At 51.8% G+C, this 25,359-nt stretch carries 22 protein-coding genes; 12 read left to right on the forward strand and 10 right to left on the reverse strand.

What is annotated here, in order from left to right:
* Positions 1-5: 5 nt before the first annotated feature.
* From BUB06_RS18010 to yieE, 3 genes are all read right to left on the reverse strand, one after another.
* Positions 6-2,126 (reverse strand): TonB-dependent receptor, encoded by a 2,121-nt coding sequence (locus BUB06_RS18010; RefSeq protein ID WP_039475651.1) that lies wholly within the window; start codon positions 2,124-2,126, stop codon positions 6-8.
* 317 nt (positions 2,127-2,443) lie between these two features.
* Complete coding sequence (locus tag BUB06_RS18015) at positions 2,444-3,919, reverse strand: amino acid permease (protein WP_039475649.1); 1,476 nt, start codon at positions 3,917-3,919, stop codon at positions 2,444-2,446.
* A gap of 135 nt (positions 3,920-4,054) precedes the next feature.
* On the reverse strand, positions 4,055-4,927 hold the full coding sequence (yieE, locus tag BUB06_RS18020; protein ID WP_010294758.1) for a DNA-binding transcriptional regulator YeiE: 873 nt from the start codon (positions 4,925-4,927) through the stop codon (positions 4,055-4,057).
* 120 nt (positions 4,928-5,047) lie between these two features.
* Here yieE and BUB06_RS18025 point away from each other — a divergent pair, with 120 nt between their 5' ends.
* Both BUB06_RS18025 and nfo read left to right on the forward strand, forming a co-directional pair.
* Positions 5,048-6,121, forward strand: coding sequence for a YeiH family protein (locus tag BUB06_RS18025; RefSeq protein WP_039475645.1), 1,074 nt, complete (start codon positions 5,048-5,050; stop codon positions 6,119-6,121).
* A 68-nt stretch (positions 6,122-6,189) separates the two neighbouring features.
* Positions 6,190-7,035 carry a deoxyribonuclease IV gene (gene nfo / locus BUB06_RS18030; RefSeq protein WP_039475642.1) on the forward strand — a complete coding sequence of 282 codons (846 nt, stop codon included), beginning with the start codon at positions 6,190-6,192 and terminating at the stop codon, positions 7,033-7,035.
* Positions 7,036-7,166: 131 nt separating this feature from the next.
* Here nfo and fruA read toward each other — a convergent pair whose 3' ends face one another.
* Genes fruA through fruB form a run of 3 tightly spaced genes read right to left on the reverse strand, consistent with a single transcriptional unit; the run spans position 7,167 to position 10,945 of the window.
* Entirely contained in the window at positions 7,167-8,858 is a 1,692-nt protein-coding gene (fruA, locus tag BUB06_RS18035; RefSeq protein WP_039475640.1) for a PTS fructose transporter subunit IIBC, read from the reverse strand.
* 18 nt (positions 8,859-8,876) lie between these two features.
* Positions 8,877-9,815 (reverse strand): 1-phosphofructokinase, encoded by a 939-nt coding sequence (fruK, locus tag BUB06_RS18040; protein WP_005967280.1) that lies wholly within the window; start codon positions 9,813-9,815, stop codon positions 8,877-8,879.
* Positions 9,812-10,945 (reverse strand): fused PTS fructose transporter subunit IIA/HPr protein, encoded by a 1,134-nt coding sequence (fruB, locus tag BUB06_RS18045; protein ID WP_039475637.1) that lies wholly within the window; start codon positions 10,943-10,945, stop codon positions 9,812-9,814. The genes fruK and fruB overlap by 4 nt, the downstream gene beginning before the upstream one ends.
* Before the next feature lie 334 nt (positions 10,946-11,279).
* On the opposite strand from fruB, the gene setB reads away from it, so the two are divergent.
* The gene (gene setB / locus BUB06_RS18050) at positions 11,280-12,458 is read left to right on the forward strand and encodes a sugar efflux transporter SetB (RefSeq protein ID WP_029367301.1); all 1,179 of its coding nucleotides are present in this window, start codon (positions 11,280-11,282) and stop codon (positions 12,456-12,458) included.
* A 10-nt stretch (positions 12,459-12,468) separates the two neighbouring features.
* On the opposite strand, the gene BUB06_RS18055 is transcribed toward setB, so the two are convergent.
* Positions 12,469-12,723 carry a hypothetical protein gene (locus BUB06_RS18055; RefSeq protein ID WP_010294776.1) on the reverse strand — a complete coding sequence of 85 codons (255 nt, stop codon included), beginning with the start codon at positions 12,721-12,723 and terminating at the stop codon, positions 12,469-12,471.
* Between the two features lie 162 nt (positions 12,724-12,885).
* Here BUB06_RS18055 and yeiP point away from each other — a divergent pair, with 162 nt between their 5' ends.
* The 8 genes from yeiP (at position 12,886) to yejF (ending at position 22,199) form a co-directional block, all read left to right on the forward strand.
* Positions 12,886-13,458 carry an elongation factor P-like protein YeiP gene (yeiP, locus tag BUB06_RS18060; RefSeq protein ID WP_010277377.1) on the forward strand — a complete coding sequence of 191 codons (573 nt, stop codon included), beginning with the start codon at positions 12,886-12,888 and terminating at the stop codon, positions 13,456-13,458.
* An 86-nt stretch (positions 13,459-13,544) separates the two neighbouring features.
* Entirely contained in the window at positions 13,545-14,531 is a 987-nt protein-coding gene (locus BUB06_RS18065; RefSeq protein ID WP_039475634.1) for a CobW family GTP-binding protein, read from the forward strand.
* Between the two features lie 38 nt (positions 14,532-14,569).
* Positions 14,570-15,271 carry a phosphatase PAP2 family protein gene (locus BUB06_RS18070; protein ID WP_039475632.1) on the forward strand — a complete coding sequence of 234 codons (702 nt, stop codon included), beginning with the start codon at positions 14,570-14,572 and terminating at the stop codon, positions 15,269-15,271.
* A gap of 322 nt (positions 15,272-15,593) precedes the next feature.
* Positions 15,594-16,175, forward strand: coding sequence for a bifunctional murein DD-endopeptidase/murein LD-carboxypeptidase (gene mepS, locus BUB06_RS18075; protein WP_010277383.1), 582 nt, complete (start codon positions 15,594-15,596; stop codon positions 16,173-16,175).
* Between the two features lie 468 nt (positions 16,176-16,643).
* Positions 16,644-18,452, forward strand: coding sequence for an extracellular solute-binding protein (locus BUB06_RS18080; RefSeq protein ID WP_039475630.1), 1,809 nt, complete (start codon positions 16,644-16,646; stop codon positions 18,450-18,452).
* 9 nt (positions 18,453-18,461) lie between these two features.
* On the forward strand, positions 18,462-19,559 hold the full coding sequence (locus tag BUB06_RS18085; protein WP_039475625.1) for a microcin C ABC transporter permease YejB: 1,098 nt from the start codon (positions 18,462-18,464) through the stop codon (positions 19,557-19,559).
* Complete coding sequence (locus tag BUB06_RS18090; RefSeq protein WP_039475622.1) at positions 19,556-20,581, forward strand: ABC transporter permease; 1,026 nt, start codon at positions 19,556-19,558, stop codon at positions 20,579-20,581. Before BUB06_RS18085 ends, BUB06_RS18090 begins: the two co-directional genes overlap by 4 nt.
* A gap of 1 nt (position 20,582) precedes the next feature.
* Complete coding sequence (yejF, locus tag BUB06_RS18095; protein ID WP_010294805.1) at positions 20,583-22,199, forward strand: microcin C ABC transporter ATP-binding protein YejF; 1,617 nt, start codon at positions 20,583-20,585, stop codon at positions 22,197-22,199.
* 40 nt (positions 22,200-22,239) lie between these two features.
* Here the strand turns inward: yejF and BUB06_RS18100 are convergent, their stop codons facing one another.
* From BUB06_RS18100 to rsuA, 3 genes are all read right to left on the reverse strand, one after another.
* Positions 22,240-22,584 (reverse strand): YejG family protein, encoded by a 345-nt coding sequence (locus BUB06_RS18100; protein WP_010294807.1) that lies wholly within the window; start codon positions 22,582-22,584, stop codon positions 22,240-22,242.
* 383 nt (positions 22,585-22,967) lie between these two features.
* Positions 22,968-24,158, reverse strand: a complete 1,191-nt coding sequence (locus tag BUB06_RS18105) for a Bcr/CflA family multidrug efflux MFS transporter (RefSeq protein WP_039475619.1) — start codon at positions 24,156-24,158, stop codon at positions 22,968-22,970.
* Between the two features lie 40 nt (positions 24,159-24,198).
* Positions 24,199-24,894, reverse strand: coding sequence for a 16S rRNA pseudouridine(516) synthase RsuA (rsuA, locus tag BUB06_RS18110; protein WP_039475616.1), 696 nt, complete (start codon positions 24,892-24,894; stop codon positions 24,199-24,201).
* A gap of 224 nt (positions 24,895-25,118) precedes the next feature.
* Here rsuA and BUB06_RS18115 point away from each other — a divergent pair, with 224 nt between their 5' ends.
* Positions 25,119-25,358 carry a YecH family metal-binding protein gene (locus BUB06_RS18115; protein ID WP_039475615.1) on the forward strand — a complete coding sequence of 80 codons (240 nt, stop codon included), beginning with the start codon at positions 25,119-25,121 and terminating at the stop codon, positions 25,356-25,358.
* The last annotated feature ends 1 nt before the right edge of the window (position 25,359 follow it).

The following is a 25,359-nucleotide window of genomic DNA, read 5'->3' on the forward strand; positions in this document are numbered from 1 at the left end:
CTATATCAGAAGTTGACGTTTACTGATAGCCAATAGTTACGACCTGGCATGACATAACCTGAGGTAAAAGAGCTACTACCGAAATAATCGCCAGCGTAGTACGTGTTACGACCCGATGTATAGGCCTGTACCTGAGAGAAATCCTTATCCAGCAAATTGTTCACCGTGCCGTTCAGCGTAACATCCTTCGTTAATTTATACGAAGTACCCAAATTCACCACCGTCCAGGATTTCAGATCGGCCCCCCGATCGTCATATACCAGCTTTTGAGCCGCATTCAGATTCGTATAGTTGGTCGTAAACCGTGGTGTCTTAGCTCGATATTCTGCCGCCAGCCAACTATTCCACTGCTCATCAATCTTCCAATTCAGCCGGGCATTTGCCATATGCTTAGCCGTGGTAGTTAACGCCGCACCGGGATTGTTTCCACCGATTTGTTCACTATGTGTGTAGGTATAGTTCAAGGCAAGAGTGATATCCGGCACAACTACCGGGAAGGATGTCGCCAGCTCCACGCCTTGCGTTCTGGCTTTGCCAATGTTGCGATACGTCCCCGTTGAACTATTGAGTTCAACTGAATCAATCGCATTTTTATAATGGTTAACGAACCCGGTGATGTTCGCCTTCACATCTGCTGGGTTCGCGTAGTACACCCCAGTTTCAAAATTGGTGCTCTCTTCCGGCTTAAGATTCGGATTACCGATCGTACTCGTTGTTCCATTTCCGCCAACGCCGCTGACGCCGTTATGCAATTGTGCCAAAGAAGGCGCTTTGTATCCGGTACTCACACCACCTTTTACCGTCCAATCATCTGCAACATTCCACACCAGATAAGCGCGTGGGCTAAGATGGCCGCCGAAGCTATCATGTTTCTCATAGCGGGCACCTACTGTCAGTGACAATGGGTCGAGTAATTGCCAGTCGTCTTCCGCATACAGTGACCAGCTTTTTTGTTCGAACGTTTCGCCACTGTTTGCCAGCACAATTCCGTCTTTAAGGCGTGCATTCCAAAATTGCCCTCCGACCGTTAGCAGATGATCTTCCCCGACTGGCGACACCAGCATCGTATCAAAGATAGTGTTGGTATTTTTCAGTTCGCGGTCGCGACCAGCAAGGTTTGCATTAGCGGTATTCAACACTCGTGGTGTCAGTAAGCGACCTTTGTTTTCGGTCACAGCATAGGAAAGGTTCGAGCTCCAACGTCCAAACGACAGATCGGTATCATGCCCAATCGCCAGCTTATTACGCTCAAAGCGCAACTCATCGCAATAACCACCGCCAGTGATCCCAATCGGTCCCAATTGGCTGTTCTTATTATCATAAGTCTGGCGCGAAACATCGCCATCAACCCACAGCGTATTCGCTTCGCTGGTCTTGAAACTCAACTTCCCACCCACATTGTAGTTATCCGTTTTCGTCGGGAAGGGAATACGAGTATCACCACCACTATTATTCAATGAGGTCACACTGGAGGCCTGTCGATGCTCCAGATTACCGCGTAACGCCAAACTAAATTGCTCGTTCACCAACGGGCCTGAGGTATAGAACCCTAGCGTTGAGCTGTCGCCCCATTTACGGTGTTCCTGCACCGTATGTGACAGATTAACGCTGCCACTCCACTGTTTACTGTTTTTCTTTGTAATAATGTTGACCACACCACCAATCGCATCAGAACCATACAGCGTCGACATCGGCCCACGAATAACTTCAATACGTTCAATGGCTGACAACGGCGGCATCACCGCTGTATTCATAGTGTCAAAACCATTCGGTGTTGTATCTCCGCTGGCGTTCTGGCGTACGCCATCGATCAGAATCAGAGTGTAACTGCTTGGCATACCGCGAATGCTGATATCCAGACCACCGGTTTTACCCGTGCCGCTGCGCACATCAACCCCTTCCACGCCACTTAAGGCTTCACCCAGATCGTGATAGCTTTTTTGAGAGAGCTCTTCTTCACTGACGACAGAAATGGAGGCTGGAGCGTTCGTCAACTTTTTCTCATAACCACTCGCTGTAACGACCAAAACATCATCATTACCTGCGGCTACCGCGACGTTTGTTGTTGTTGCCGCCAGAGCCAGCGCCACTGCACTCTTGAGATTAATCAGAGAATTTCCTTTCATGATTCCTCGTTATTTTATTGAGTTTTTTTGCAAAAAATAGTGTAAAGGAATGCATTTAAACGTAAATGATAAGTATTAGCATTTTTAGTTTCGTTTAACTACGGTTTATAAATGCTGATTTTAGTAGCGCGAAAACGCTAATCGGGAAGAATAAAAACAGTCAGAAAGGTATACGCAGCAACAATATCATTCAGAATATTTGATATAAAACGAGTTTTACCAAATAAAAACACCGCTGATAAATATGTTATCAGCGGTGTTCGTGAGAGGTGATTCTAAGATAAAAAAGCAGAGTTGGTTAACCGCATTCTTACGATTTAGTCTTTATGATCGGGGTACGTCATATCCTGATACTTAACGAAACGCGTTCCACGATACAGCTTATAGCCGAACCAAATCAGCAGGAACAGCGGGATACCGATGTACGTTGCCGTCACGCCATACCAGTCGATCTTATCTTCCAGAAACGCCTGATAGTTCTGACCCAGCGTAATGATCAGACAGAGCACAAACGCAAAGATCGGCCCCAGCGGGAAGAAGCTCGATTGATAAGGCAGACGATTCAGGTCATGACCTTGCATAACATAGCCGCGACGGAACCGGTAATGGCTGATCGCGATCCCCAGCCAGGCAATAAAGCCTGTCATACCGGAGGTATTCAGCAGCCACAGGTAAACCGTTTGGTTGCCATATAAAGAAGACAGGAAACACAGCGCCGCCACCACCGTAGTTGCGTACAGCGCATTACGCGGCACACCGCCTTTTGACAGCCTGGCGAAAATGCGCGGCGCTTTCCCTTCCGATGCTAACGTAAACAGCATACGTGTAGAGGCGTACATCCCGGAGTTACCCGCCGACAGCACCGCCGTCAGGATGACCGCATTCATCACCGCCGCCGCAGACAGCAGGCCCGCGTTCTCAAACACCAGCGTGAACGGGCTCACCGTAATGTCTTTTACATCATTACGCAGCAGGTTCGGATCGGTATACGGAATGATTAAGCTGATAATCAGAATCGCGAAGATGTAGAACAGCAGAATGCGCCAGAAAACCTGACGGATGGCACGCGGAATATTTTTGCTTGGCTCCTGAGATTCTCCAGCCGCCACGCCGATCAGTTCCGTTCCCTGAAAAGAGAAGCCGACGATCATCGCCACGCCGATCATGGCAGAGAAGCCGCCAGCAAACGGCGCATCGCCAATTTCCCAGTTGTGGAATCCAGCATTTTCCGCACCGCTCATGATGCCCGTAATCATCATCACGCCAACGGCAATGAAAACGACGACCGTGACCACTTTAATCAGTGAGAACCAGTATTCCGCTTCGCCAAATCCTTTCACAGAAATGTAGTTAAGCAGGAACATCAGCGCCAGGAACAACGCGCTCCAGATCCAGCCGGAGACGTCGGGGAACCAATATCCCATTACCAGCTGCGCCGCCACCAGATCGACCGCGATAGTCACCGCCCAGTTGTACCAGTAGTTCCAGCCCAGCGCAAAGCCGAACCCTTCTTCTACATAGCGAGAACCGTAGCTGGAGAACGAACCGGAAACCGGCATGAACGCCGCCAGTTCACCCAGGCTGGTCATCAGGAAGTAAACCATCAGCCCAATCAGGGCATAAGACAGAAGTGCGCCACCTGGGCCTGCTTGTGAAACCGTCGCACCAGACGCGACAAATAACCCGGTGCCAATCGATCCGCCAATGGCGATCATCGTTAAATGCCGTGCTTTCAGTTCACGGCGCAGGGTCGGTGCGCCCTGTGTAGTTTGTTGAATATCGTGCTGAGCCATTGTTATCCTGCGTGCTCGTGCTAAAAATCGAGGCGGGATTGTAGCAAATAGCGTTGTGCTGAATAGTTAAGATCGTCGAGTTATAAGAGAGGTTAATAACTCACGTCCGATTATTAGCAGCAGAAAATATTTTCGCTATGGCGTTTCGCAGCAATAACTCAAGAAACGCTGCAGCACATTTGAAAGATGCTTCTGTCGGTGATGAACCAGATACAGCGTCCGCGTGAGTTTAGGCAGCGGCACCTTCAACTCCACCAGCGAACCTGACGCCAACTGCTCGGCAATGACATGCCGTGACAGGCAGCTGATGCCAATCCCGTGGCGAACCGCATGTTTAATCGCCTCTGAATTACCTAATTCCATCACCAGATGGAAATGCGACAGGTGCGTCAGCAGCAGATGATCCAGCACTTCACGCGTGCCTGATCCACGTTCACGCAGGATCCAGTGCGCATCCGCCAGCGCCGTTAATGATACAGAGCCCCGGCTGAGCGGATGTTCGGGAGAACAAAACACCACCAGCTCATCTTCCAACCAGGGCTGCGTAATCAAATCGGGGTGATGGCAAGGCCCTTCGATCAAGCCTAAATCGACACTGAATTCAGACACGCGGGTAATCACATCTTTCGTATTGCCAACATGCAGCTCTAGCGGAATATCAGGGTAGTCATGACGATAGCGGGCAATCATCGCAGGCAATAAATAGTTGCCGATGGTGCTGCTGGCATACACACGCAGCGCTCCGTTATCACGCCGGAACAGTTGCTCAATTTCCATCGATTGTTCAAGCAGTGCCAGTGCCTTCGGGTACAGCAGGCGCCCATGTTCATTAACCACCAGACGCTTGCCGACGCGATCGAAAAGTTGAACACCCAACTGCCCTTCTAAATCCGCCAGAGCCGCGCTGACAGCCGATTGAGACAGGGCAAGCACAACGGAGGCCTGTGTCGTTGAACCACTTTTCAGGACTTCGGCAAAGACTTCCAGTTGACGTAACGTGATATGCATAGTGCGCTCTTTATCTAAAATACTTATAGGTTATAAATATATAATCAATTTCTCTTTTAATCTTGTGGATTATAAGCTGGCTTCTCAATTTTCGGTACGGTCAGAATAGGCACTACATCCATGGCTCTTCCTGCGACATTACCTACGATAGCCCCACCTGATGGAGCAAAAGCGCGATTGCCCGGTCTGCTGTTAGTAAGTTTAATAACTTTTTCGCTCCTCTGGCTGGCAAATATTCCGAAAATCGCCCAGTGGGGACCCGGTTCACTGACATTGGCGATCCTAATTGGGATCGTGCTGGGAAATAGCGTTTATCCGCGTCTTCATCCTCTGTGCGATCCTGGCGTGCAGTGGGCCAAACAGCATTTACTCCGCTGGGGCATCATCCTTTATGGTTTTCGCCTCAGCTTTCAGCAGGTTGCTGCCGTTGGCTTTACCGGTGTCGCGGTCGATCTTACCGTCGTCACGTTGACGTTTCTACTCGCCTGCTGGATAGGCAAACGCTGGCTGAAACTCGACAATGAAACCGTGATGCTCATCGGCGCTGGCAGCAGCATCTGCGGTGCGGCGGCGATCATGGCAACAGCCCCCGTGGTCAAAGCATCCAGCAATGCGATTGCCGTCGCGGTTTCTACCGTGGTGATTTTCGGTACGACGGCGATGTTTTTGTATCCGTGGCTCTATCAGCTCAATCTCGATCATCACTGGATTGACATCACACCCCAGATCGTCGGCCTGTACTTTGGCTCAACGATACACGAAGTCGCTCAGGTTGTTGCCGCAGGACATGCCATTGATGGTGCAACAGAGAACATCGCCGTCATCAGCAAAATGCTGCGCGTGATGATGCTGGCCCCTTTCCTTCTCATTCTTGGGTTTTACCTGAAAAAAACGACGCAAAAAAGTGACGCGGAAGACGCGATTCCACTGATGTTCCCGTGGTTTGCTCTGGGGTTTATTGCCGTAGCCGCCTTCAATTCCTTCCAGCTACTTCCTACTGCGCTCGTCACGCAGTTGGTACAGCTCGATAATGTGCTGTTGACCATGGCGATGGTGGCATTAGGACTCACAACCCGCTTCAGCGCCATCCAGCAGGCAGGTGCAAAGCCGCTGCTGCTGGCACTCGTTCTGTTTCTCTGGCTGGTCGTTGGCGGTGCGGGCATTAATCTGTTCTTCGAACATTTATTCGGCTAACGATAAATTATTTACCTGTTAACGTCTCATTAACCTGCATAATGTCTCCGTTATCAGAGGAGACCAACATGAAATACATCGGGGCGCACGTTAGCGCATCTGGCGGAGTCGATCAGGCCGTGATTCGCGCACATGAGATACAAGCGACGGCTTTCGCTTTATTTACCAAGAACCAGCGCCAATGGCAGGCCGCGCCGCTCAGTACAGAGGTCATCGACCGTTTTAAAACCGCCTGTGAGCAGTACGCCTATACGCCAGCACAGATTCTGCCCCACGATAGCTATCTGATTAATCTGGGTCACCCGGACGCCGAAGCGCTAGAGAAATCTCGCATCGCGTTTATTGATGAAATGTCTCGCTGCCAGCAGCTTGGGCTGAGCCTGCTAAATTTTCACCCCGGCAGCCATCTGAAACAGATAGAGGAAGCGGACTGTCTGGCACGTATCGCCGAGTCTATCAATATCGCGCTGGCGGAAACGGATGGCGTCACCGCTGTGATTGAGAACACCGCCGGGCAAGGCAGTAATTTGGGTTTTCGCTTTGAGCATCTGGCGGCCATCATCGACGGCGTAGAAGATAAAAGCCGCGTCGGCGTCTGTATCGATACCTGCCACGCTTTCGCCGGTGGTTATGACCTGCGGACAGAAGCCGATTGCGAAGCCACTTTCGCTGAATTCGATCGCATTGTTGGGTTTCGCTATCTGCGCGGAATGCATTTGAATGATGCCAAAAGCGCGTTCGGCAGCCGCGTTGACCGACACCATAGCCTGGGGGAAGGCAATATCGGCAAAACCGCTTTCAGCTATATCATGAAAGATGCCCGTTTTGACGGTATCCCGATGATTCTAGAAACGATCAACCCCGATATCTGGGCTGACGAAATCGCCTGGCTCAAATCCGAAGCGCAGCGCTAATTAGCTTCTTCACTCCATAATAGTAAAAAGCGCCAGTTGGTTTACCCAACTGGCGCTATCTCATCCACATCCTTGTGTTATGGCATTACTTGTTATTCACGACGCCGTTTCCTGCATCGTAAAAGTCAGACTTACGCGACTTTCGCCAGTTGTTCATCAGAGCGTTTCAGCAGCGCGTACAGCACGCCAGCCACTGCGGTTCCCGCAATGATCGCTAACAGGTAGCCAATAACTGGGGTAATCGCGCCAGGAATCAACAGCACGAACAGACCACCGTGTGGTGCCATCAGCTTAGCGCCCACCGCCATCGACAGCGCACCAGTCAGTGCGCCACCGATGATGCAGCAAGGCAGAACGCGCATTGGATCACGCGCCGCGTAAGGAATCGCCCCTTCGGAAATAAAGCACAGGCCCAGTACGAACGCTGCTTTACCGCCTTCACGCTCGGTCGGGTTAAATTTCTTGCTTGCCAGCACGGTCGCCAGACCCATTGCCAACGGTGGCACCATACCAGCAGCCATAACGGCGGCCATCGGTGCGTAAATCTGGCTACTGAGTAAGGTCGTACCGAAGACGTAAGCCACCTTATTAACCGGCCCGCCCATGTCCGTACACATCATCGCACCCAGGATCGCACCCAGAATCACAGCATTCGCCGTGCCCATGGATTGCAGCCAGCCTGTCAGGCCAGTCAGGATTTTCGCCACTGGCGTACCAACGACGTAAATCATGATAAGACCGGTGATCAACGTAGCGAACAGCGGAATAATCAGGATCGGTTTTAGCGCAGTCAAACTTTGCGGCAGAATCAGTTTATTGTTGATCGCTCTGGCAATATAACCCGCCAGGAAACCGGCAATGATCCCACCGAGGAAGCCCGCTCCCGTACTCACCGCTAACATCCCGCCAACCAGACCCGGCGTTAAGCCCGGACGATCCGCAATGGAGAACGCGATGTAGCCCGCCAGCACTGGCACCATCAGCGCAAAGGCAGAGCCGCCGCCGATCTTCATCAGCGCCGCAGCCAGCGTACCTTCCTGTTTAAAGGCTTCAATACCAAAGACAAACGACAGCGCGATACACAGACCGCCCGCCACCACCATCGGCAGCATGTAAGACACGCCGGTCAACAGGTGACGATACGGGCCTGCTCCGCCTTTCTGACCAGACTCGCTAGCGCTTGACGCACTGGCTTGCCCGGATGGCTGATACACTTTAGCTTCAGCTTGCGCTTTATCTAACTCCTGCGCCGTTTTCTTCAGTGCCAGCCCGGTCGAGGTGCGATACATCTTCTTACCGGCAAATTTCGCCAGATCGACTTCAATATCCGCCGCGACGATCACCAGATCGGCCTGTTCTACTTCTTCTGGGGTAATCGCGTTGCCCGCGCCAACGGAGCCGCGTGTTTCCACTTTGACCCACCAGCCGCGTTTTTTCGCTTCGCTTTCAATCGCTTCTGCCGCCATAAACGTGTGCGCGACACCCGTCGGGCACGCCGTTATTGCAACAATGCGTTTGGCAGCCGCAGGCTGCTGAACGGGAGCTGACGCCGCAGCCTGATAGACCGTGGCTTCAGCCTGCGCTTTCGCCAAGAAGGCGTCCGGCTGCGAAACAGCCAGTTCGATATCACCGACATGAACCTGCTTGCCATTCAGTGCGCTATCCGCCGCAGCGGACGCACCCAGAACGATCGCCAGTTCAGCGTCGTTAGCTTGTTCTGTAAACGTCACCCCTGCTTTCGCAGCGGCAGCGCCGAGTAGGTTCTTCACCAGTTGGCTTCTCGCCAGGCCCAGTGATTTATCCAAAATCAGCAGCGTTTTCATTGTTTATCTCCTGCTGTATCAGTTAAAGGGTTTGAGGTCGACACGCGCCATCATTGCGGCCAACTGAGGACGATCGGTAATACCAACATTACTTTGGCTGACGGCCAGCGCTGAAACCGCCGTAGCCAAACGCAGAGTGTGCTCACTGGACTCACGCATTAATAAGCCATAAATCAACCCCCCAACCATGGAGTCGCCCGCACCTACCGTACTTACCACATCACAAGCCGGTGGTTTTGCCAGCCAGGCACCCGATGCATTCACCCACAGCGCGCCTTCTGCACCCAGTGAGATCACAACATGCGCAATACCCTGCTCACGCAGCGCGTGGGCGGCATCCACCACATCAGCCAGCGTAGGTAATTTACGCCCAGCCCATATCTCCAACTCCCGGCGGTTTGGTTTCACCAACCAAGGAGAGGCTTTCAGTCCCGCCACCAGCGCTTCACGGCTGCTGTCGAAAATAATGCAAGGACACTGCGTGCGCAGACGCGACATCCAGTCGGTAAACGCATCAGGATCGACGCCAGCAGGCAAACTGCCGCTCACCGCAACCATGTCGAACTGCCCAAGCCAGCTCAGCGAATCATTGACGAAACGCTGCCAGTCCTGCTGTGTCACTTCAAAACCGGAAAAGTTGAAGTCGGTTACGTCGCCATCTTTTTCGGTTAATTTGACATTAATACGCGTACGTCCTGGCACAACCTGGAAACGGTTGGCAATGCCCAGCTCGCTGAACAATTGCTGAAAACCATCCTGATTGTCTTTACCCAGAAAGCCACCTACCGTGACATCAATCCCGAGATCTTTCAGCACCTTGGCAACGTTGATACCTTTGCCTGCAGCGTGCAGACCCGCTGTCTGAACCAGATTGACTTCACCTTTCTCAACTTCCGGGCAATAGCCAACCAGGTCATAAGCTGGATTCAGGGTGATTGTGGCTACTCTCCTGCTCATGCTGCCCCCTCGCCCAAACCGGACGTAATCGCCTCGCCAATCGCGGCCAGTGCTTGTTCCGCATCGCTACCGCTGGCGGTGAAACGCAGTTTGTGACCTTTCTTCACGCCCAGCGCGACGACTTTCATCAGGCTGCGGCCATTTGCCGGTTTACCTGTGCCATCCAGATTGGTGACGGTAATGTCACTGCTGAACTGCTTGATCACGTTCACCAGCATCGTTCCCGGACGCGCGTGCAAACCGTGTTCGTTGCGAATGGTAAATTCTGCCGTCAGCACTTCGCTTTCTTCCGGTACGTCGCTGGTCAGTAAAGCCAGCAGCGTCGGCGCATCAGCCGTCAGCAGACGTTCCGCTTTTTGTGCAATCAGCAGGTTGCTCAGGTAATCGATCGGCGCAAAAGCCTGATCGTCAGCCGCGGCCACCGTCACCAGTAAGGCCACGTTTTCACCGTCAACGCTGAAAGGCGTAGCCGGACGTGCCACCGCAGCCGCGCTGCTGAGGTTACCGACAGCGCTATCGCTGAACCACACGCCTTGTCCCAGATTCAGCGGCTTGTTGCTGACTGCGGTGCTGACGAAGCTGGCGTCTGCTGCACCGACCTGCTGAAGACGACCCGCGTTCAGAGCCTGAAGCGTCAGCAGATTATCGGTCGCCACGTCCAGCGCGATCAGCGAGGTATCAAAGCGGAACTCCGCCAGTTGCTGCTCGCCCATCAGCAGGCTACGCAGTTCTTCTGCTGACGTTGTACTTGCCAGACGTGCTGCGACGCGATCGTCGCTCAGGACGTGAGTCAGCTGACGCAGCAACGCAAGGTGTTCATCAGAACGGGCTGCAATCCCCAACACCACGTAGGCGGTTTGATCTTCACCCCAGGAAATACCCTGAGGAAACTGAAATACTTGAACCCCGGTCTTCAATACCAGATCGCGGGTATCGGTTGTGCCGTGAGGGATAGCAATGCCGCTTCCCAAATAGGTGGATGTTTGCTGTTCGCGCTGTAGCATGCCGTCGACATACCCTGCGTTAACGCACCCGGCCTCGGTCAGTGCTGAAGCAACAAGCTGGATAGCTTCCTGCTTAGTACTGGCCGCTGCGCCCAAATGAATATCTTGCTGTGACAACTGGAACATGGCACTCCTCTCTTGCTGAAAGTTGAATCGTTTCAGCTTTTATGAGAAAAAAATGTGTCGATTGTTAGGGCGTTTCAAAAAAAATTCCGCTGAAACGTTTCAAAAGTCTCATTCTATTACGCCATTTATGCAAGCTTTCTGCGCTGCTGACGTAACAGAATTTTGACATCACGCACATTTTAACGTGGATGACGCGCTGCTCGCCAACAAAAATCACCCAATGGCTGAAGCCGTGCTGACGAAAAATAATGAAACAAGATTTCTGTTTCATTATAAACCCGAGTACTATGTCGCGCTCGACAGCCTCTGCCTATTTTCCAAGCGCTATCAATTTATGTTCACTCCTGCAAACACAACGCGACGTCCGCTCGACCTGACATCGTCAGCATTTTTAGTTATAGCCTTCCTGACCGGAACGGCCGGAGCCCTGCAACTTCCTACGCTCAGCCTCTTTCTTTCCAGCGAAGTACAGGCTCGTCCTTTCTTAGTCGGGATGTTTTATACCGGCAGCGCGGTTATCGGCATTGTCGTCAGCCAAATGCTGGCTACGCGTTCGGACCGTCAGGGCGATCGCAAATCACTGATCTTCGTCTGCTGTCTGTTAGGCGCACTGGCCTGCATGCTGTTTGCATGGAACCGTAACTACTTTATTCTGCTCTTTATCGGCGTGTTGCTGAGCAGCTTTGGCTCGACCGCGAACCCACAGCTTTTTGCACTGGCGCGAGAGCACGCGGATAAAACCGGTCGTGAAGCAGCGATGTTCAGCTCCATCCTCCGCGCGCAAATTTCTCTCGCCTGGGTTGTCGGCCCGCCTATCGCCTTTGCGCTGGCACTGGGATTCGGCTTCACAACGATGTACCTGACCGCCGCTGTCGTCTTTATCTTGTGCGGCATTCTGGTCAAACTCTTTCTGCCTTCCATGCCCAAAGCCGTGGAAAAGACCACTTCCACGCTGGAATCACCGCGCCGCAACCGTAGGGACACGCTCTTGCTGTTCGTAGCCTGTACCTTGATGTGGACCTGCAACGGCATTTACCTCATTAATATGCCGCTGTATCTGGTGCATGAGCTGCATCTGCCGGAAAAGCTGGCAGGTATCATGATGGGTGTGGCCGCAGGGTTGGAAATTCCGGTGATGCTGATTGCGGGCTACGTTGCCAAACGCTTCGGTAAACGTTTCCTGATGCGGCTTGCCGTTGCCTCTGGTTTGCTGTTCTTCGGCGGCTTACTGGTTCTTGATGGCGAAATAGCGCTGCTGGCGTTACAAGCGTTGAACGCCATTTTCATCGGTATTCTGGCAGGAATCGGCATGCTTTACTTTCAGGACTTGATGCCCGGACAGGCAGGCGCTGCCACCACGCTATTTACCAATACCACGCGCGTTGGTTGGATCATCTCCGGCTCACTGGCTGGAATTGTTGCTGAAATCTGGAACTATCACGCCGTCTTCTTCTTCGCGCTGCTGATGATCGTTGGCTCTATCTATTGTATGTGGCGCATCAAAGACGCCTGATCGCCGCACGTTAAGGGGCGGTGTCGGCTTCCAGTTTTAGCAGATAAATCATCGCCTCATCACGATGGCTGAAACACATATCGGCGCGCGGCTTCAGCCCCGCGCAAACCGCAGGCCGCAGTGGAGAATGAAACAGCCCGCAGCGCATCGCGTCATCAAGATGAATACAGGGCGTGTTTGCAGGTTTGCCGTGCGGCAGACCCGGCATCGGCGTTGAAATCGATGCCGCGATACAGCAGGCACCGCAATGGGGGCGACAGTCCATCAGCAGGCTCTCCGGTGGGCTGACAAGAAGTAGAGAGCGCCACCATAACAGCCCTTCTACCAAAAACCAATATAAGACCACGTATCTTATGCTTGCCTGAATTCTCCGGCGCGAGTAACGTGTCGCCACAAAAATCACACTCCTTTATAGCAGGTAATTTTTATGGCAAGAGCGAACGAGATTAAACGCGGAATGGTCGTTAACTATAACGACAAGTTATTGCTGGTAAAGGACATCGACGTCCAGAGCCCTAGCGCCCGCGGAGCCAGCACGCTGTACAAAATGCGTTTTTCTGATGTCCGCACGGGTTTGAAAGTGGAAGAACGTTTTAAAGGCGACGACATTATCGATACCATCACGCTGACGCGCCGCACGGTTACTTTTTCCTATATTGACGGCGATGAGTATGTCTTTATGGATGATGAGGACTACACTCCTTACCTCTTCAAAAAAGATCAAATAGAAGAAGAGCTGCTGTTTATCCCTGAAGGCGGCATGCCGGGGATTCAGGTATTGAGCTGGGACGGCCAAATCATCGCGCTGGAACTGCCACAGACGGTCGATCTGGAAATTGTTGAGACGGCACCGGGCATTAAAGGTGCTTCAGCCAGTTCGCGCAACAAACCTGCGACCATGAGCACTGGTCTGGTTATCCCTGTTCCAGAATATCTGAGCGCAGGTGAAAAGATCCGCATTCATATTCCAGAACGTCGCTACATGGGCCGCGCAGACTAACAGTCTACATTGTGCTTTCCGCACAATACTTGTCGCCGGATGACCAATCCGGCACACGTCAACCCTCCCCGCATTAGGAGCCTGCCATGCTAACGAAAGTCAATTTGATTACGGGATTTCTGGGTAGTGGAAAAACCACCACGATTCGTCATCTTCTGTCGCAAAAGCCTGAGGACGAAGTCTGGGCGGTGCTGGTCAATGAATTCGGCGAAGTGGGCATTGACGGTGCGTTACTGGCGGACAGCGGTGCCGTCCTGAAAGAGATTCCCGGCGGCTGCATGTGCTGCGTGAACGGCTTGCCGATGCAGGTTGGCCTGAATATGCTGCTGCAACAGAAAAAGCCTCATCGGTTGCTCATCGAACCGACGGGGCTCGGCCACCCGAAACAAATTCTCTCCTTGCTGACGAGTGATATCTATCAGCCCTGGCTGACATTACAGGCTACGCTGTGCCTACTGGATGCGCGTCAATTGAGTGATACTCGCTATACGGAAAATGAGAACTTCCGCGATCAGCTTGCCGCCGCTGACATTATTATCGCCAACAAGCGCGATACTTATACCGCCGACGATCTCGCGGCCTTGCAGCAGTGGCAGCAGGCAAGCGGCGGCGGTCGACAAATTATCGAGGCGAGTCAGGGAAACATTGGCTGGCAACTGCTGGATCAGCCTAGATATAACATGCGCGAACTGCCGGACGGTGCACATCACCATGCGCATCAGCCAAAAAATGGCCTGGCCGCGCTGCAATTACCGGGTGGGCAACCCTGGCGCCGCTCTCTCAATCAGGGACAGGGCTACCACGCCTGCGGCTGGATATTCGCACCTGAAACCGCTTTTGATACCGCCGCGCTGCTGGACTGGGTTCGCCTTTCTCCCGTGAGTCGGGTTAAAGGGGTAATGCGTATAAAGGAAGGGACGCTCGTCGTGAACCGTCAGGGACACGATCTTCATATAGAAACCCGATCGGCGGCACCGATTGATAGCCGTATCGAAGTCATTAATGAAACACCAGCAGAATGGAATACGTTACAAGCCTCGTTGTTAAAGGCTCGTTTAACTAACGTAGAGTAAACTGGAGTTTTTTCGTCTTTGTTTGGATGTTTTGCCTTATGTCATTTGCTCGTTTTTCTTCTATTTTAATGCTCAATGTATTGGGCATCGGCCTGTTTTTATCCTGGTATCTACCGGAAAATCATGGTTTTTGGCTCACGCTCGACAGCCATATCTTTTTCTATTTCAACCGCCTCTTGGTTGATAGCCCGACGTTTTTACATCTGGTTGCGATTACTAATAACCGCGCGTTTGACGGCTGTGCGCTCGTTGCGATGGGGTTGCTGTATCTGTCGTTTTATCTAAAAGCTACGCCCACAGAACGTCGCCGTTTATTGATCCTCGGTTTTGTCATGCTGTTAACTGCCGTCGTGCTGAATCAGGCAGGACATTTATTACCGGTGCAACACGCCAGCCCGACGCTCTATTTTAGTGACGTCAACCGCGTTTCGGATTTAACTGGTATTCCAACCAAAGATGCTTCATCGGACAGCTTCCCCGGCGACCACGGCATGATGCTGATGATCTTTGCTGCGTTTATGCTGCGTTATTTTACCCGCACCGCTTTCGCTATCGGTCTGACCATCATGGCGATTTTCTCATTGCCTCGCATCATGATTGGTGCACATTGGTTTACCGATATTGCCGTTGGTTCGTTCTCGGTTGTTCTGGTCGGGCTAAGCTGGTGGCTATTAACGCCAGCAAGCGATGCCGCTATTGCCCTGTTAAACCGACTATTACCTAAAAAATCGACAGTATAAATTCACATGATTTCAGATTTTTTACATCGACATTTTTTAGCTGAACACATCATTAAATCTTATAAATAAAATAGTTAAAACTGCTCGCAATCCTGCTGCTGTTACGGTAGTCTCGTTCAAGTTTGCTTTTTAGCGCACACTGAACTACCAGCGGCAAGAGAAATAATGTGCATTCCGGCACACTTTCGCCGATGAGTGTTTGGCTAAGAAGAAACTCTGATTTAGTCTGAGTCTCGTTTTCGTTTGGCATTTATACCCCAGTGAAATGGGGATACTACATAGCGATATTTATCGTTAAGGACAGCAAGGGAACATAACAATAATGGTCAAGTCTCAACCGATTCTGAGATATATCTGGCGGGCAGTGCCTGCCGTCGCGGTAGCAATGATGCTCTCCGCCTGTGGAAGTAATAGTGCATACAACAGTAAAGCTCAAACTGATATGCATGCAGTTAATGATAAAGATGGTCTTTTACTGCAAGCCTCTCAGGATGAATTTGAAGCACTGGTTCGTAACGTGGACATCAAGTCCAAGTTACTCAACCAATATGCCAGCTGGAAAGGTGTTCGTTACCGTTTAGGCGGTGATAGTCGCCGTGGCATTGACTGCTCAGCTTTCGTTCAGCGCACCTTCCGCGAACAGTTTGGTATGGATTTACCGCGTTCAACCTATGAACAGCAAGAGATGGGCCAGCAAATTCAGCGCAGCAAATTGCGCGTTGGCGATCTTGTTCTGTTCCGTGCAGGTTCAACCGGCCGCCACGTTGGCATTTATCTTGGCAACGATCAGTTCGTCCATGCGTCAACCAGCAGTGGTGTCATCATTTCCAAGATGACCGAAGACTACTGGAATAAGCGTTATCAGGAAGGACGCCGTGTCCTGAGTAAAGGAAAAACCAGCTAAACAATATCTCTCCCTTGCTGTGATATTGTTTTGTTAGTAAAAGAACTTTGCTGTTAGCCAACGAAACCAGACGACATCAACGCCGCTTATCACTATAAGCGGCGTTTTTTTATGATGGACATCCTTGTCCATCACCCTACAGGCCGTTGCTACGCAACGTTGAAAAACATTCCCTACGTTTTTTTATGCCTGCTTTTCCCCCGAATACCACCGAGCTCCTCCCCTTCTGCGGCATACTGCGCAAAATATGACTGACTCAACAACCTGAAACATTAACAGGCCGTGATTAAGGTAGGTTTATCACCTGATTTCATGATAAAAAGAAAACACGCAGCTTCCCGATGGGAATGTTAATTATTTCAAGAACTTTATGCCGAGGAAATCGGCATTGTTGATGTTACGGTATGGCATGTCTGCATCAAACGACGCCCAACCAGATAACGTCCACTCGCAGGAGATTACCGTCAGATGTTAAAGCGCGTTATCGCTGCCGTATTGCTCTGCACGGCCCATCTTGGGGCGTATGCCGAGACGACTGAAAACAGCACCAGCTTTGCACTTTTGGGTGAACCCAAATATGCCGAGAACTTCAGCCATTTTGATTACGTCAATCCTGATGCTCCCAAAGGCGGTAGCATCACTCTCAGCTCACTGGGTACCTTTGACAATTTCAACCGTTACGCGCTACGTGGCGTGGCAGCGGCACGTACTGAACGCCTCTACGATTCGCTCTTTGTTTCCTCTGATGACGAACCCGGCAGTTATTATCCGCTGGTCGCCCTGACGACACGTCATTCGGCGGATTTCCGCTGGATTGAAATCGAGATGAATCCCAAAGCCCGCTTTCATGACGGTTCACCAATCACCGCTGCTGACGTCGCGTTTACCTACAATATGTTTATGACGCAGGGTGTGCCGCAGTTTCGCATCTATTTTAAAGATGTCACCGCCAAGGCCGTTGCACCGCTGACCGTACGCTTCGATTTTCCCGTATCCGACAAAAACCGCATGTTCAGTCTGATGACATTGCCCATCATGCCGGAGAAATTCTGGAAGAATCATAAACTCAGCGATCCGCTATCGTATCCGCCACCTGCCAGCGGCCCTTACCGCATCACCGCCTATCGTACCGGACAATATGTCACCTATTCTCGTGTGAAAGACTATTGGGGTGCCGACTTGCCAGTAAATAAAGGCCAGTACAATTTCGATAAAATCCGCTACGACTACTATCTCGACGACAGCGTTGCCCTGGAAGCCTTTAAAGCTGGAGCTTTCGATCTGCGTGAAGAAGGCTCGCCAAAGCATTGGGCGACACAATATCAGGGCGGCAACTTTGCGCGCGGCTACATCATCAAACAGGATCAGGTCAACCAATCCGCTCAGGATACGCGCTGGCTGGCATTCAATATCCAGCGACCGCTGTTTCAGGATAGACGCGTGCGTCAGGCGTTAGCGCTGGCATTTGACTTCAACTGGATGAACAAGGCTCTGTATTACAACGCCTATCAACGTACCGATAGCTATTTCCAGAATACGGAGTATGCCGCTAAAGGCGAACCCAGTGCAGAAGAACTGGCATGGTTGACACCGCTGAAGGACAAGGTGCCAGCCGAGGTCTTTGGCCCCAGCTATCAACCGCCCTCCTCCGATGGCAGCGGTTATGATCGACAAAACTGGCTGAAGGCACTCAAACTGCTGGAAGAGGCTGGCTGGGAATTGAAAGATCAAAAACTGGTCAATAGCAAAACCGGACAGCCGTTTACATTTGAACTGCTATTGCCCAGCGCTGGCAACTCGCAGTATGTCCTGCCCTTTCAGCAGAGCCTGAAAAAGCTGGGCATCACCATGAACGTACGTAACATCGACAGCACGCAGTTCAACAACCGCATCCGTAAGCGGGATTTTGATATGACGGCTACGGTGTACAGCGCGTTTCTCTACCCCAGTGCCGACCTGCAAATCCGCTGGAGCTCACAGTATATCGATTCGACATACAACAGACCGGGCGTCAGCGATCCCGCGATTGATTCGCTCATCGAGGAAATCGTTAAGCATCAAGGGCAGAAAGTCCCCCTGCTGTCATTAGGCCGCGCGCTGGACAGGATCTTGACCTGGAATCAGCTCATGATCCCGATGTGGTATTCCAATCATGACCGTTTCGCCTATTGGAACAAGTTTGCCATGCCTGCTGTACGCCCGGCCTATTCGCTTGGTTTTGATGGCTGGTGGTTCGACACCAAACAGGCGGCTACGCTGCCCGCAGAGCGACGTTAAGGAATCAAAATGGGAACGTATCTGTTACGCCGCCTCTTGCTGGTCATTCCAACCCTGTGGGCGATCATCACGATTAATTTCTTCATTGTGCAAATTGCCCCCGGCGGCCCGGTAGATCAAGCCATCGCGGCAATTGAAATGGGCCACGGCAGCGGTTATACAGCTAGCAGTGGGATGGATGCCGGAATGGCACGAACAGGCACCAGCGGCGCACCCAACATCGAGAACGCTTACCGGGGTTCGCGCGGGCTTGACCCGGAAGTTATCGAGGAAATCACCAAGCGCTATGGCTTCGATAAGCCGATCCATGAACGTTATTTTAAACTGCTGTGGGATTACGTGCGTTTTGACTTCGGCGACAGCCTGTTCCGTGGCTCTTCGGTGATGCAACTCATTAAGGAGAGCATGCCGGTTTCGATTACACTGGGGCTGTGGAGTACGTTGATCGTCTACCTGATATCGATCCCCCTTGGCATCAAAAAAGCCGTGAAGAACGGCACACCGTTCGATACCTGGAGCAGCACGTTAATCATTATCGGCTATGCCATTCCCGCGTTTTTGTTTGCGATCATTTTGATTGTGCTGTTCGCAGGCGGCAGTTATCTGGACTGGTTCCCGCTTCGAGGGCTGGTTTCCAGCAATTTTGATACCCTGCCGTGGTACAGCAAGATTACCGATTACTTGTGGCATATCGCGCTACCGGTTCTGGCTTCCGTCATTGGCGGTTTCGCCACCTTAACCATGCTTACCAAGAACTCCTTTATGGATGAGATTCGTAAGCAGTACGTGGTTACCGCGCGCGCTAAGGGGCTGGATGAAAAGAGCATTCTCTACCGCCACGTGTTCCGCAATGCCATGCTGCTGGTGATCGCTGGCTTCCCCGCCACGTTTATCAGTATGTTTTTCACCGGTTCGCTGCTGATTGAGGTGATGTTCTCGCTCAACGGGCTCGGTCTATTGGGCTATGACGCCACGCTGCAACGTGACTATCCTGTCATGTTCGGCACGCTGTATATCTTCACGCTGATCGGCTTATTGCTGAATATCGTCAGCGACATCACCTATACGCTGGTGGATCCGCGTATCGATTTTGAGGGACGCCAATGAGTCGCTTAAGCCCGATTAATCAGGCGCGCTGGGCGCGTTTTAAAAGTAATCGTCGCGGTTACTGGTCGCTGTGGATTTTCATGGTGCTGTTTATCGTCAGCCTGTTTTCCGAACTGATCGCCAATGACAAACCGCTGCTGGTTAAGTATGACGGCCAGTTCTATACGCCGGTGCTTATTGACCACAGCGAGCGGACGTTCGGCGGGCAGTTGGATACCACTGCTGACTTCCGCGATCCTTATATCGCCGAACGTATCAACAGCCACGGCTGGGCGATCTGGCCGCTGATTCACTACAGCTACGACACCATAAACTACGCCACGACAGCGTCCTTCCCCTCTGCACCAAACTGGCAGAACTGGCTGGGCACAGACAGTCAGGGGAAAGACGTGGTAGCCCAGGTAATGTATGGCTTCCGTATCTCACTGCTGTTCGGTCTGGCGCTCACGATCCTGTCCAGCGTGATTGGTATCGCCGTCGGGGCGACACAGGGCTATTACGGTGGACGTTTCGACCTATGGGGGCAACGCTTTATCGAAGTCTGGTCTGGCATGCCGACGCTATTTCTGATTATCTTGCTGTCCAGCGTGATTCAGCCGGATTTCTGGTGGCTATTGGGCATTACCGTGCTTTTCGGCTGGATGAGTCTGGTTGGCGTGGTACGGGCGGAATTTCTGCGTACCCGCAACTTTGACTATATTCGTGCGGCACAGGCGATGGGCGTCAGCGACCGCGCCATTATGTTCCGCTGCATGCTGCCAAACGCGATGGTCGCTACGCTGACCTATCTGCCCTTTATTCTCTGCGGCTCGATTACCACGCTGACATCGCTGGATTTTCTCGGCTTTGGTCTGCCGATGGGCTCGCCATCATTAGGCACTTTATTGCTGGAAGGGAAAAATAACCTTCAAGCACCGTGGCTGGGCATTACCGTGTTTATGGTGCTTTCCATCGTGCTTTCCTTACTCATTTTTATCGGCGAAGCGGTGCGCGACGCCTTTGACCCCAGCAAGGCGCATTAATATGTCCAGTTCACCTTTATTGCAGATAGATAATCTCAGCATTGCCTTCCGCAAAGGCGATCAGGAGCAGCGCGTTGTCGACCAGCTTTCACTGGCGGTGAACGCGGGTGAGACGCTGGCGCTGGTCGGTGAGTCAGGCTCGGGGAAAAGCGTCACCGCACTATCGGTGTTGCGTTTACTCCCCTCCCCGCCCGTGGTTTATCCGCAAGGGGATATCCGCTTCGCAGGGCAATCGCTGCTACATGCTGATGAAAAAACACTGCGTCAGATACGCGGCAATCGGATTGCGATGATCTTTCAGGAACCGATGGTGTCGCTTAACCCTTTGCAAAGCATTGAGAAACAGCTGATTGAGGTGCTCTCACTCCACCGGGGCATGCGCACCGAGGCCGCCCGCAGCGAAGTCATCACCTGTCTGGATCGCGTGGGTATTCGGCAGGCTAAAAGCCGATTGAATGATTTCCCGCATCAACTTTCTGGCGGAGAACGCCAGCGTGTCATGATTGCGATGGCGCTGCTGACACAGCCAGATTTGCTGATTGCCGATGAACCCACAACGGCACTCGACGTGACCGTTCAGGCGCAAATATTAAAATTGCTGAACGAGCTGAAGCAGGAACTGGGGATGAGTTTACTGTTCATCACCCACAACCTGAATATTGTCCGCCAGTTGGCAGATAACGTATCGGTCATGAAAGCCGGTCAGGCCGTGGAACATAATAGCTGTCAGCAGCTTTTCAGCGCACCGCAGCACCCCTACACGCGCCAGTTGCTGGATGCCGAACCATCGGGCGAGCCGCTTCCGGTAACGGATGACGGCGAACCTCTTTTGCGGGTGGAAAAACTGCACGTTTCGTTTCCCATCAAACGCGGCCTTTTGCGCCGTACCGTTGACGAAAAGCAGGTAGTGAACAATATCAACTTCACCTTGCGACGTGGCGAAAGTCTGGGTCTGGTGGGGGAATCCGGCTCAGGAAAAAGTACGACCGGATTAGCGTTGCTGCGCCTGATTCAATCACGCGGCGATATCTGGTTCGACGGTCAGCCCTTGCAAGGACTGACCCGTAAGCAAATGCTGCCTTTCCGCCACCGGATTCAGGTTGTCTTTCAGGATCCGAACTCTGCGCTGAACCCACGGCTGAATGTGGAACAAATCATTGCTGAGGGATTGACCGTCCATCATAAGTTAAGCAAAGAGGCGCTCGATCAGCGTGTGATTGAGGCGATGCAGGAAGTCGGGCTGGATCCCACGACCCGCTACCGTTATCCCTCCGAGTTTTCCGGTGGTCAGCGTCAGCGTATCGCTATCGCTCGCGCCCTGATACTGCAACCGGAGCTGCTGATCCTTGATGAACCCACGTCATCGCTGGACAGAACGGTGCAGGCGCAAATTCTGGCGCTGCTGAAATCATTACAGGAAAAGCACAAAATCGCCTACCTGTTTATCAGCCATGACTTACAGGTTATCCGTTCTCTGTGCCATCAGGTTATTGTGTTGCGACAGGGCGAAGTGGTCGAACAGGGCGAATGCAAACAGGTATTCGCGCACCCTGCCGAACATTACACGCGCGAATTGCTACAGTTTTCATCCTATACGGCGGAAACGCAGTCAGCATAAATGAGGGAACACCGCAGCGCCAATCTGCTGACGCTGCGGTTTAAAAGGGATATTGTGCCGATACAGACTCAGCGATAGCGACACCAACATTTTTCAGACGGCACATTGCTGTGCTTTCATCATTGCGATGCAAAAACAGGCACGGTTCGCCTTCCCATTCCAGAACGGCGCATTCAACCTGAATTTCAGACAGAGACTGATGCAATTGGTGCATGATTTTCCATGCAATATCGCCGTCATGGCTCAACAGCTTGAGGCCAATCAGGTTATTCTCTTCTTCTCTGCCGCTCAGCGGAATCGGTTCAACATTGATACCTGCAAAACCCGATAACCAGCGATAACTTTGCGGCAAACGATGAACTACCGAAAGTTGGAAACTGTCCACTACTGTTTTCCTCAGGTAATAATTCACAAAATAGTAACATATTTATCATAGTAGCGTGTTCACACCATTTCTCGCCACTTTTAGTGAACAAAAAAACAACAAACACGCTTTTTTCATATCGTGATAGTGACTAACAGATTCGATTGCAAGGACTATTAATGCCAAATCGATCACGAATTTTTCTTCTTTTCCGGCTATATGTAACCTTTTCCATTTAATATCTCAACCCTTTTTAGCCCATTTGTTCACTTTTGGGTCAAATATTTTACATTAACAAAACAAAAAGCTATGCCTGGGTATCACCTTAAGAAGGAATATGAGGAATCAGAGAGAACAGACTCAGATGCAGGAACATCTTTCCTGCATCTGAGAAGAAGGGAAAATCAGGACGCGGGGGAACGAGTTGCGTACAGATAAAGCAGAAAGGCGCCTATCGAACAGAGCGCCATCGATAGCACCATCGGCCAGGCGCTGTTGAATGAGGCCAGAGAGAGGATCCCCCCCACAATCGCGCCCAGACCGAAGCGTAGCGTGCCAGCCAACGACGAGGCCGTCCCTGCCATATGTGGGAAATCATCGAGAATCACCGCCATCGCATTCGACGCCACCATCGCAATGCAGCCGACAAACAGTGCCACGCCAAATACCAGCGGTAAGAATCCGAGATCGAACAGGCAGACAATCACCAGCCATATTCCCATCGCAAACTGGATCACCAGCCCTGCGCGGAACATCGCCAGCGCGCCCAACCGTCGTACATTGCGGCTGTTAAACAGCGTCACCACAAAGAGAAAGACGACGTTCAGGGCAAAGTAGTAGCCAAAATTCTGAGGAGAAACGCCATACAGATTGATATACACAAACGGCCCGGCGCTCAGGAAGGAGAACATGCCGCAAAACGAAAGCCCGCTTGCCACCATATAGCTGAATACCCGCTTGTGGCGGAACAGGATGGCAAAGTTCCCGATGGTAGTGCGCAGATGAAATTTCTGCCGCTTAGCGGGCGGTAAGGTTTCTTTGATAAAAAAGAAAATCAGCGCTGACGCCAGAAAAGCCGCACCAGAGATCGTCCAAAAAATGGAATGCCAGCTAAACCACAGCAGCAACCAGCCACCGGCGATGGGCGCAATGAGCGGCGCGACCGTCATCACCAACACGACAAACGACATCATGCGAGAAAAATCATCCCGCGAGAACATATCGCGCATCAGGGCATTAATCACCACCGCAGCCGCCGCAGCGGAGACGCCGTGCAGAAAACGCATGTAGATCAGTTGCTCTACCGTTTGTGCCAGCGCACAGGCCACGCCTGCAAACGCAAAAACCAGCGTACCGCCGAGAATCACAGGCTTGCGTCCCAGACTGTCCGCCATCGGCCCGAAGAACATCTGGCCAATCGCAAAACCTAGCACATAGGTGCTGAGCGTCATTTGGACATGCCCATCCCCCACGCCAAACTCGTTAGCAATGGTCGGCAACGCAGGTAAATACATATCGATAGCTAACGGCATTAGCATCGAAATCAGGCCGAGAATAAAAATCAGCCCGAAATGAGAAGAGCGGCGTAATTGCACTAATAACTCCAGATAAGAAAAAAGGTCATGCTATGCAGCATTATTTTACGCTGGCGATCTCCTCAGCACTTAACTCCCGGTATTCTCCCGGTTCCAGTTCGCTATCCAGATAGATGCCTCCGATACGTTCGCGATGCAGCTCAACGACCCGATTCCCCACTGCCGCAAACATCCTTTTGACCTGATGATAGCGACCTTCGCTAATCGTCAGCCGAACGACATAATCTGTTACTTTCTCAAGCGTAGCGGGTTTGGTGAGGTTCTTCTCGTTATGCAGTTGCACGCCCGCCGTAAATTGCGCGGCGGTGTCCTCAGCCAGCGGCTGTTCCAGCGTCACCAGATACGTTTTTTCACACTGGTGCTTAGGCGAGGTAATGCGATGCGACCATTGCCCGTCGTCAGTTAACAGCACCAGTCCGGTGGTATCGATATCCAGACGCCCCGCCGCGTGCAGTTTGTACGCCACCGGGACATCCATGAAATACAGAATGGTGGGATGATCGGGATCGTCCGTTGAACAGACGTAGCCCTGAGGCTTATTCAACATGAAATAGCGTGGGCCGTTCTGTTGTTTCAACGGATTACCATCAAACTCAACGTTATGCTCGGGGGATAACTTGAACGCACCGCTTTTTACCACTTCACCATCAACGGTAACACGCTCTGCATGGAGTTCACGCGCTACCAGTGAGCGGCTAATTTCCAACTGCTGGGATAAAAATTTGTCCAATCGCATTAAAACTCACTACCTGTCTCAAATAACTGCCAGTCTCAAATCGTGAGACCCTTAATTGTGAGATCGTAGTATAACGGGGCTTTGCCTGCTCGTCCTGCAATTCACCATCCATAACTTGCTCTTTTTAGCCAACCTTCAGGCTGCGCTCCCCTTGCTTATCTCTCGCGCCAGGTATTATCAACAGGCATAATAAGGGCAATTTTTTACATTTTAAGGACAGCCCCATGTCATCTATTCACGGTCATGAAGTGTTGCAAATGATGCTCGCGTCCGGTGAGTCATTTACCACCGAACAGCTGATTAGCACGATAGAAGCCCGCTTCGGCAGCGCTGCGCGTTTTCACACCTGTTCCGCCGAAAATATGACGGCCTCGATGCTGGTACAGTTTCTGTCTGAACGCGGGAAATTTATCCCGCACGATGCGGGCTTTACCACCAGCGCCAGTAAAATCTGCCAGCACTAGT

Origin of the sequence: Pectobacterium carotovorum, assembly GCF_900129615.1 — a bacterium.
In the GTDB taxonomy this organism is placed as follows: Bacteria; Pseudomonadota; Gammaproteobacteria; order Enterobacterales; family Enterobacteriaceae; genus Pectobacterium; species Pectobacterium carotovorum.